This is a genomic window from Microcoleus sp. S28C3, from assembly GCF_036700785.1.
GTDB lineage: Bacteria > Cyanobacteriota > Cyanobacteriia > Cyanobacteriales > Microcoleaceae > Microcoleus > Microcoleus asticus.
In genome coordinates this window covers 24078-32889 of sequence record NZ_JAUBPO010000085.1, presented here as the reverse complement: position 1 = coordinate 32889, position 8812 = coordinate 24078, and the positions used below count along the sequence as shown (strand labels likewise).

The following is an 8812-nucleotide window of genomic DNA, read 5'->3' as shown; positions in this document are numbered from 1 at the left end:
ATACGTGAATACCACGTTTTCTATAGTTGTTTTTTTGTCAAGTACAATTTATACCAAATTAGATGAGCTTACCCTGCATCGAATAGGTTATTTTACCGGAAATTAGATCGCCAGCAAAAGATTGCTGTTTCACACTTTCCATGCTCTTAACTTGTGCTTGATAAGATTAGCGTTCGCCCTTTTTTTTAGGAGTTTTTGGAGGGCTGACATAGCGCGCCCAAAAAGGTTCCTCGATATCTTTCATCGCTGCTAGTTTTTGGCGCTCTTCCTCTATGCGCTTGCGTTCTGAAAGATCGGAAAATATGTTGATACTGCCGACAGTCTGGCCGCCTGGATCTCGCACGGGAGCTGTCCAAAGCCAAACATCGATCGATCTACCATCTTTTTTCAACAAAGATACTTCCAAACCGTTTTGCGGTTGGCCATTAGACGCAGACTTCAGCAGCGCGTAAAAATCTTGCTTTTGGCCTCCAGGAATATTCGGTAAAGGTTTCCCTAAAACCTCAGCCGCAGTCCAGCCAAAAAAAATTTCGGCGGCGCGGTTCCAAACAACGGTATTGCCGTCATTGCTGGTACAGTTAATCGCCAGCGGCGCCGATGCTATCTGCGCTTGCAAAACTTGGTTAACGAGTTGCAGTTTCAATTCTACTTGCTTGCGATCGGTAATTTCCTGACAAGCGCCCCACAAACGGACAACCCGTTCAGCAGTTTTGTCCCACACCACTTGCCAGTAGTCCCGCACCCAGCGCACCTCGCCTTTTTGATTAATAATGCGATACTCGTTGGCTCCCGTGCGACTGAAACTACAGCATTCTAATTGTTTAATTAATATTTCCCGGTCGTCGGGATGAACGATCTCGGAGTTCCACCAACCAAACGATTCTAATTCTTCAGGAACGAGACCGGCGCAGCGCTCAAAAGCTTCTGTCGCCCACTCGCAGGCGAACTTGCCGTCTGGCAGTGCCTTAAAAGAATAGGCAAAATCCGAAGTAATTTGCGACATAACTCTGTAGTGCAGTTCCGACTCCCGGACTGCCATTTCTGCTTGCTTGCGTTCCCCTATTTCCCGCGAATTAATGATAACTCCCTGCACGCTAGAATCGGAAACCAAACTGTTACCTATCGACTCGATGTAGAGCCAATAACCGTCAGCGTGGCGTATCCGATATTCGATCTGTCCAGCAATTGCGGGAGCTTCTAACAAATTGCCAAAATACGCCTGCCAAGCCAGTAAATCGTCTGGATGGATTAACTCGCCGTGAAAATTGCCAATTCTTTCTTCTAGGTTGTAACCCAAAAGGCGCTGTAAAGCTCCGCTGTGGTATCGAACTCGCCCGTCGGAGCCGACAATGCTAATTAGATCCGGAGAATTGCGCAGCAGAGCTTGCAGTTTTGCTTCGCTTTTAATTAATCCTTGATTGTCCCTGCGGTGCTGGCTGATTTGTTTTGCCAACTGCTCCTGTAGCTGTCTGATTTGCGATGCTTGCTGGGCGACAGTGCGTTCCAAGAGGCGATTATTTTTTTCAATTTCAACCAGCTTTGCTTCGTTATATCTCGCGCTTTCAAACAGGCGGCTGGCTGCTATTTCCTGCAAAGAATTTGATAATTCTTCCAGAGTTTTTGTTAAAATTGCCTGTTGCGGTGGTGGCAATTCGCTAGCTTGTTTCTGCAATGTTTCTAAATGTTTGTAGACTGTTTCTAGCATTTTATTAATGGGGGAATCTGAGAGTTGCCACAGGTGCAACCCCTAAAAAGCGGACACAAGTTTTTTTAAAATAACCGATAACTAAGATTGCTGTCTGGCGATCGACCGATCGCGATCTCAATAACCAGGCATTTTGTGACTTTATTTTCAGATCATAGCAACCGATAGAAAAAGTAAATTCTTGTTGCGATCGAATTACCTGCCCAGCAGCACCCCCAAGAAGTGCTCGCCAGGAGTGCGGGTAACTCCCCTATCCAGTGAATGTGGGGGTTCTCGCGGTTAAGCTAAACTAGATGGGTGTCAAGAGAAAGAGGGATTTATGACAGAGCAAGCCAACGCTCGCGATTTGTTTCGCGCTGCTTACGAACACCGCTACACCTGGGATGCTAATTTTCCCGGTTACAGTGCCGATATTGAACTCAAACAGGGCGAGGAAGTATACACGGGTCATGTTTCCATCAAACCCGACATGAGCGTGGAAGTCAGCGGCATTGAAGACGAGGAAGTGCAGCAAAGCGTCTACACCCAAATGCGCGATATTGTCACCCACCGCAAACGCTCGACATTTGAAAAATCTCACGGCAAAAATAGCTTCACCTTGGGCGAGAAGGACAGCACCGACGCTGTGGATATTTTAGTGCAAGGCGACTCAATGGGTTCTAACTATAAAATCCGAGGTCTTTCAATTTGTCAAGTCAGCCGGGTGATGGGCCGCATGGCTTTCGTAATTGACACGCACAAAAGCTTAGAAACACCCGAAGGTTCTTTGGCGACTCACTACGATGCCGTTTTCCGCAACCCCCAAACAGACGAAATCATCAGAGAACTCGAATTTGAAGATACCTTTGACAAGATAGGCGACTATTATGTCATGACAAAGCAAGTAGTTCGATCGAAAGAAAAAGGTCAACTGACAACAACCGAGTTCAACTACTCCAACGTCAAACTGCTAGAACCAGCAGTAGTGTAGCGCGATCGAAAACCCAATTTATTAAATAAAACGGGTTTTTTTGGTTAACCTATCAGAATCAACTTGATTTGGCAGCAAGTAACGCTACGATCGAACCAGAGACCGAATTCAGATCTAGCATCAGCGTGACAGAAACCGGGTTTCCTGCAGCCAGCTCACCTGAGTGCGCAAGTCTTTTGTCAAGAAACCCGGTTGCTTAAATCCTGCGCGGTTGAGAATGCTGCCCTTGAGTCAAATCGAACAAAATCAACTGCAAGAAATCATCACAGAGGCGAAATATGACACTAGCACTAACGAAAGATAACGTCGAAACAGTTCTCGATGAAATGCGGCCCTACCTGATATCAGATGGCGGCAACGTCGAGCTCGTAGAAATCGACGGCCCAGTCGTACACCTGAGACTGCAAGGAGCTTGCGGCTCTTGCCCAAGTTCCACAATGACTCTGAGAATGGGCATTGAACGCCGCCTGCGCGAGGCCATCCCAGAAATTGCCGAAGTCGAACAGGTAATGTAATTAGTCAGTTGGTAATTGGCAGTTGGCAGTTGACGGTTGACAGTTGACTGTTACCAATTACCAGTTGACTGTTACCAATTACCAAATTCAATTACCAATTACCAAATTCAATTACCAATTACCAATTACCAATTACCAATTACCAATTACCAATTACACAATTCAATGTCTCACCCTCTTTATGTAGCCTTCATTTGGCACCAACACCAACCGCTGTACAAATCCCGAGTATCAGCTAGCACAGCAGCAGCTCAGTACCGACTGCCTTGGGTGCGCTTGCACGGAGTCAAAGACTACTTGGATTTAGTTCTCCTTCTGGCAAAATATCCCAAACTGCATCAAACCGTAAACCTGGTTCCCTCCTTGATTTTGCAGATAGAAGACTGCATCGCAGACAGAGCATTAGACCCTTACTTGACGGTGACATTAAAGTCAGCAGAAATTTTAACCCTCCCAGAACAAGAGTTCATTTTAGAACACTTTTTTGACGCCAATTACCACACTCTGATTCAGCCGCATCCCCGCTACGCTCAACTCTACACTCAGCGGCAGGAAAAAGGCATTCAGTGGTGTTTGACAAACTGGAAATTGCAGGATTTTAGCGACTTGCTGGCGTGGCACAATTTAGCTTGGATTGACCCGATGTTTTGGGACGACCCCGAGATTGCAGGGTGGCTGAAACAAGGACAAAATTTTAGTTTGACCGACAGAAAAAACATCTACTCAAAACAAAAAGAAATCCTCGCTCGCATCATTCCCCAGCACCGTAAAATGCAAGCTGAGGGACAGTTGGAAGTCTCCACAACCCCCTACACGCACCCGATTTTACCGCTGCTTGCCGACACCAACGGCGGCCGCATAGCCATTCCCAACATGACGCTGCCACAACACCGGTTTCAGTGGGAAGAAGATATTCCCCGACACCTGAGAAAAGCCTGGGAAATGTATGAAGACCGGTTTGATTGCCAACCGCGCGGTTTGTGGCCGTCGGAACAAGCAGTCAGCCCGGAAATTTTGCCCTACATTGCCAAACAAGGCTTTAAATGGATAGTCTCGGACGAAGCAGTATTGGGGTGGACAATTAAACACTTTTTTAACCGCGACGCGGCAGGGAATGTCGGCGAACCAGAATTGTTATATCGCCCTTACCGTTTAGAAACTCCTGACGGCGATTTAGCCATAGTATTTAGAGACCACAGATTGTCCGACTTGATCGGGTTTACTTACGGTTCGATGGAACCGAAAAAAGCAGCATCAGATTTAGTGGGGCACTTAGAAGCGATCGGCAAAACTCTCAAACACCGACAGTCCGACGGCCAAACAGCTTTAGAAAATCCCTGGTTAGTTACGATCGCCCTAGACGGCGAAAATTGCTGGGAATTCTATCCCCAAGACGGCAAACCCTTCTTGGAATCTCTATATCAAACTCTCAGCGACAATCCAGATATCAAATTAGTCACAGTCTCGGAATTTCTCGACAAATTCCCAGCAACCGAAACAATTCCCGCAGCCCAACTGCACACCGGTTCTTGGGTGGACGGTTCTCTCACAACTTGGATCGGCGATCCCGCGAAAAATCGCGCTTGGGACATATTAGGGCCCGCCAGACAAATGCTGGCAAACCATCCAGAGGCCACAGAAGAAAGCAACCCAGAAGCTTGGGAAGCGCTTTACGCTGCCGAAGGTTCCGACTGGTTCTGGTGGTTTGGCGAAGGCCACACATCGAACCAAGATGCCATGTTCGACCAGCTATTTCGCGAACACGTAGCGGGGATTTACGAAGCTCTCGGCGAACCCGTACCCCCGGAAGTGCGCCGGCAAGTAGAGGTGCACGAGGTTCAAGGCGACCACCAGCCGCTGAGCTTTATTCACCCGGTGATTGACGGTATCGGCAACGAACAGGATTGGGACAAAGCCGGCCGGATTGAAGTTGGGGGAGCAAGGGGTACGATGCACCGGAGTTCGGCAATTCAGCGGCTTTGGTACGGGGTTGACCACTTGAATTTTTACATTCGCGCCGACTTCAAGGCAGGGGTGCGGCCGGGAATTGATTGCCCTCCAGAGTTAAATTTGTTCTGGTTTTATCCCGATCGCACGATGAAAAACAGTCTGATTCCGCTGTCTGATTTGCCCGACGAAGCACCGCTAAACTATCGATTCCACCATCAGTTAGAGATTAATTTGCTCACGAAATCGATTGCGTTTCACGAAGCAGGAGATGGCGATGAGTGGCAGCCCCGCCTCAGCCGGGCCCAAGTGGGATTGGATAAATGTTTGGAGATAGCAGTGCCCTGGGCGGATTTGCAGATTATGCCCGACTGGCAGATGAGGCTGATTGCGGTTTTATCGGAAGGGGAGCGTTACTCTACCTGTATGCCGGAAGATGCTTTGATTGCGATCGGAATGCCGTAAAAAGTAATTAGTCATCAGTCATTAGGTCATTAGTCTGTAGGGGCGGGTTTCACCAGCAAAATAGCACTGCAAAGCCAAATACTAAATATAAACCCGCCCCCCCCAACTGAATTAGTCAACACTCATTAGTCATTTTGTGAAGGAAAAAACAATTCAATAATTATCAACTTTTCTTGACAGGGAGATTCGGATCTTGCTGCCTAATGCTTTCATCATTACGCTCGCATCCAGTCGTTGTATAGCTATAAAATTTGTTTGTAGTGAGGGCTTGAGTCCTGATTGCAAAGAGGAAAGGATTCGTCAAGACAAACCGTATAATGGTTAATTTACCGGATCATCATATCATTAGTCATGGGGAAATCAACAAACTAATGAGCTGCATTTTACTCTTGGTCGATCGCCACCAACAACCTAATTTGCCGATCGCCCACCTCAACACCGAGCATGAGGTGATCGTACTCGATCGCGCTTTAGATCCCAACTCCGAATTTACCTTTCCCCAAATCCCTTTTGACTTGTGCATTCTCGACGAGGCCTCTTTCGATCGCATCGGGCCGCTGATAGAAGCATTAAAAGCTGCCGCCGAGCCGATATTTTTACCGTTTTTGCTCCTTAGTAAATCCCAAACGCCTGATCTTTCTAAGCAATTTTCGCTGCCGGCAAAACAACTCGATGGCAGAATTGACGATTTGATAGCAACTCCCCTCGATGCCGCCCAACTGCACTTGCGGGTAGAAAATTTGTTAGCCCGCAGGCGGCTGTCGCTAGAACTCCACAGACTTCAAGAAGTAATTAAAGAAAGAACTTTTAAAGAAAGTTTGTTAATCGACTCGCTGCAAACGGCAAACGAAAACCTGCAACGGGAAATCGCCAAGCGGGCGGAGGTAGAAGCTGCAGGGCGAGAAAACTCCTATCTCGACTTGCTGATGAATGCCATGCCAGATATTGTCTGCTTCAAAGATGGTGAGGGCAGGTGGCAGGAGGCAAATCAAGCGATATTGGAAGTGTTCGAGCTAGAAAAAATAGACTACCGCGGCCTTAAAGATTTTCAGCTAGGAGAACTCAGCACTTTTTACCGCGAGGCCCTACAGGCGTGCGAGGTCAGCGATAGAGAAGCGTGGGCAAAAGGTAAGCTTTCTAGGGGAGAAGAAGTGATTCTCCGATCGGACGGTACTGTGAAAATCTACGACGTGATTAAAGTACCCGTATTTCACCCCGACGGCAGACGCAAAAGTATCGTGATTTTGGGCCGCGACATCACGGAATACAAGCAAGCTAGAGACGAACTCGTGCGCTTAGCGTCGATTGTCGAGTCTTCCGACGACGGTATAATCAGCAAAACCCTCGCCGGGACAATTCAGAGCTGGAACGCAGGAGCAGAGAAGATTTACGGCTACTGTGCGGCGGAAATCAAGGGGCAGTCGATCGAGATGTTAGCAATACCCGAACGCCCCAAGGAAATTCCCCAAATTCTGGAACATATTAGGGCGGGAGCCAGCATCGACCATTACGAAACCGTGCACTTGCGGAAAGACGGCCAACAGATAGATGTGTCCCTGACGATTTCTCCGATTAAAGACGCCACAGGAGCGGTAACCGGCGTTTCAACAATCTCTCGCGACATCAGCGACAGCAAGCGAGTCGAAAAAGCCTTTGAACAACTCCGCCACCAAACAGAAATGATTTTGTTCTCCGCAGGAGAAGGAATTTGCGGGTTGAACAGACATGGAAAAGTAACTTTTGTCAATCCTGCGGCGGTGAGAATGGCCGGCTGCGAATTGAAGCAATTGATCGATCGACCGCTCTATGAAAGCTTACACCGTTCACAGGAAGAATCCTCAAGGGCGATCGAGCAACTGTCACCTGCAACAGAAATTAATTCAGGCGCTGAAATTGCCCCAGGCTGCGCCGCACCGCCAGCCCCGGCCAAACTGCTGCCAAACCGGGTAAGTTCTCAAATTTTAGCGACCTTGGAAGACGGAGAGGCGCGGCGCGTCACGGATGAGATTTTTTGGCGGCGAGACGGTAGCAGTTTTCCGGTTGAGTACGTTGTTGCTCCGATGCGAGAACAAGGCGAAATTATTGGAGCTGTGGTGACTTTTAAGGATATCACTGAGCGGCTTGCCGTCGAGCGCATGAAAGATGAATTCATCTCTGTTGTCAGCCACGAACTGCGGACGCCCATGACTTCGATTCACGGCGCCCTCGGCCTTCTCAACAGCGGCCTGCTTGACGTTTACCCCCACAAAGCCAAGCGGATGCTGGAGATTGCTGTCACTAACACTGAACGCTTGGTGCGCTTGGTCAACGACATCTTGGATTTAGAGCGGATGGAGTCGAATTACAGCACTGCCATCAAACAAACTTGCAATGTCGCTGAGCTGATGCGGCAGGCGGCCGACGAGATGCAAGGAATGGCTCAGGAGGCGGGAGTTACTCTGTCGGTGAGGCCTGTGGGGGCGCAATTGCAAGCTGTTCCCGATCGGCTAATTCAAGCCTTGACAAATTTGCTCAGTAATGCTATCAAATTTTCTCCCTCCGGGGCTACGGTTTGGCTGAGCGGGGAGTTGATCCACAATCGGGATTTGGCAGAAAAAGCTGGGTTGAAGTCGGTGTCGTCTCCGTCTTTGTTGTCTGCTGAGGCTGCCCTCGCCCATCCGCACTTGACAGTATCGAGATCGTCGTACATCCTGATTGCTGTGAAAGACCAAGGGCGGGGTATTCCGGCAGACAAGCTGGAGATGGTCTTTGAACGGTTTCAACAGGTTGATGCTTCTGATTCTCGCCAGAAGGGAGGTACTGGTTTGGGGCTGGCTATATGTCGCAGTATAGTGCAGCAGCACGGGGGCCGGATGTGGGTGGAGAGCGTTTTGGGGGAGGGCAGCACTTTTTTCTTAAGTCTGCCAGTTCCAAGGGAGGCGCTTGCAACGGAAAGTTAATTTCTACGCAGGTGTATCCAAAGTTACTGATTTTGTGCAGATTGTTCGATCGAGTCAATCGATTTTAGATTTTAGATTTTAGATTTTAGATTGAAGCATTGACCCCACGGATAAATTCGGGGGCTGGTTTATCGGATACAGGTTTTTTATTTCTCCACGGATGAATACGGGGGCTTGTATCCTGGATGCTTTCGGTCACCGACTAACAATCTCAGCCTTTTCTGTCGTTCGGGGACTGCGAGCAAAAACCGCGATTTGAGGTCGAAAAACG

Annotated in this window: 5 protein-coding genes; 4 read left to right on the top strand and 1 reads right to left on the bottom strand. The window is 48.5% G+C overall.

Annotation, left to right across the window (positions count from 1 at the left end):
* Positions 1-166: 166 nt before the first annotated feature.
* Positions 167-1705: a PAS domain S-box protein gene (locus QUA13_RS23045; RefSeq protein WP_333202232.1), complete on the bottom strand. Its 1539-nt coding sequence runs from the start codon at positions 1703-1705 to the stop codon at positions 167-169.
* Between the two features lie 319 nt (positions 1706-2024).
* Here QUA13_RS23045 and QUA13_RS23040 point away from each other — a divergent pair, with 319 nt between their 5' ends.
* From QUA13_RS23040 to QUA13_RS23025, 4 genes are all read left to right on the top strand, one after another.
* Positions 2025-2675, top strand: coding sequence for a DUF3386 domain-containing protein (locus QUA13_RS23040; RefSeq protein ID WP_333192180.1), 651 nt, complete (start codon positions 2025-2027; stop codon positions 2673-2675).
* Positions 2676-2953: 278 nt separating this feature from the next.
* Positions 2954-3190: a NifU family protein gene (locus tag QUA13_RS23035; RefSeq protein ID WP_172191146.1), complete on the top strand. Its 237-nt coding sequence runs from the start codon at positions 2954-2956 to the stop codon at positions 3188-3190.
* A gap of 165 nt (positions 3191-3355) precedes the next feature.
* Positions 3356-5602, top strand: coding sequence for a glycoside hydrolase (locus QUA13_RS23030; protein WP_333202230.1), 2247 nt, complete (start codon positions 3356-3358; stop codon positions 5600-5602).
* Positions 5603-5973: 371 nt separating this feature from the next.
* On the top strand, positions 5974-8541 hold the full coding sequence (locus tag QUA13_RS23025; RefSeq protein ID WP_333202228.1) for a PAS domain S-box protein: 2568 nt from the start codon (positions 5974-5976) through the stop codon (positions 8539-8541).
* The last annotated feature ends 271 nt before the right edge of the window (positions 8542-8812 follow it).

Excerpts from the sequence above, each read along its gene's own strand:
- QUA13_RS23045 (WP_333202232.1), bottom strand. The coding sequence starts at position 1,705 with ATGCTAGAAACAGTCTACAAACATTTAGAAACATTGCAGAAACAAGCT.
- QUA13_RS23040 (WP_333192180.1), top strand. The coding sequence starts at position 2,025 with ATGACAGAGCAAGCCAACGCTCGCGATTTGTTTCGCGCTGCTTACGAA.
- QUA13_RS23035 (WP_172191146.1), top strand. The coding sequence starts at position 2,954 with ATGACACTAGCACTAACGAAAGATAACGTCGAAACAGTTCTCGATGAA.
- QUA13_RS23030 (WP_333202230.1), top strand. The coding sequence starts at position 3,356 with ATGTCTCACCCTCTTTATGTAGCCTTCATTTGGCACCAACACCAACCG.
- QUA13_RS23025 (WP_333202228.1), top strand. The coding sequence starts at position 5,974 with ATGAGCTGCATTTTACTCTTGGTCGATCGCCACCAACAACCTAATTTG.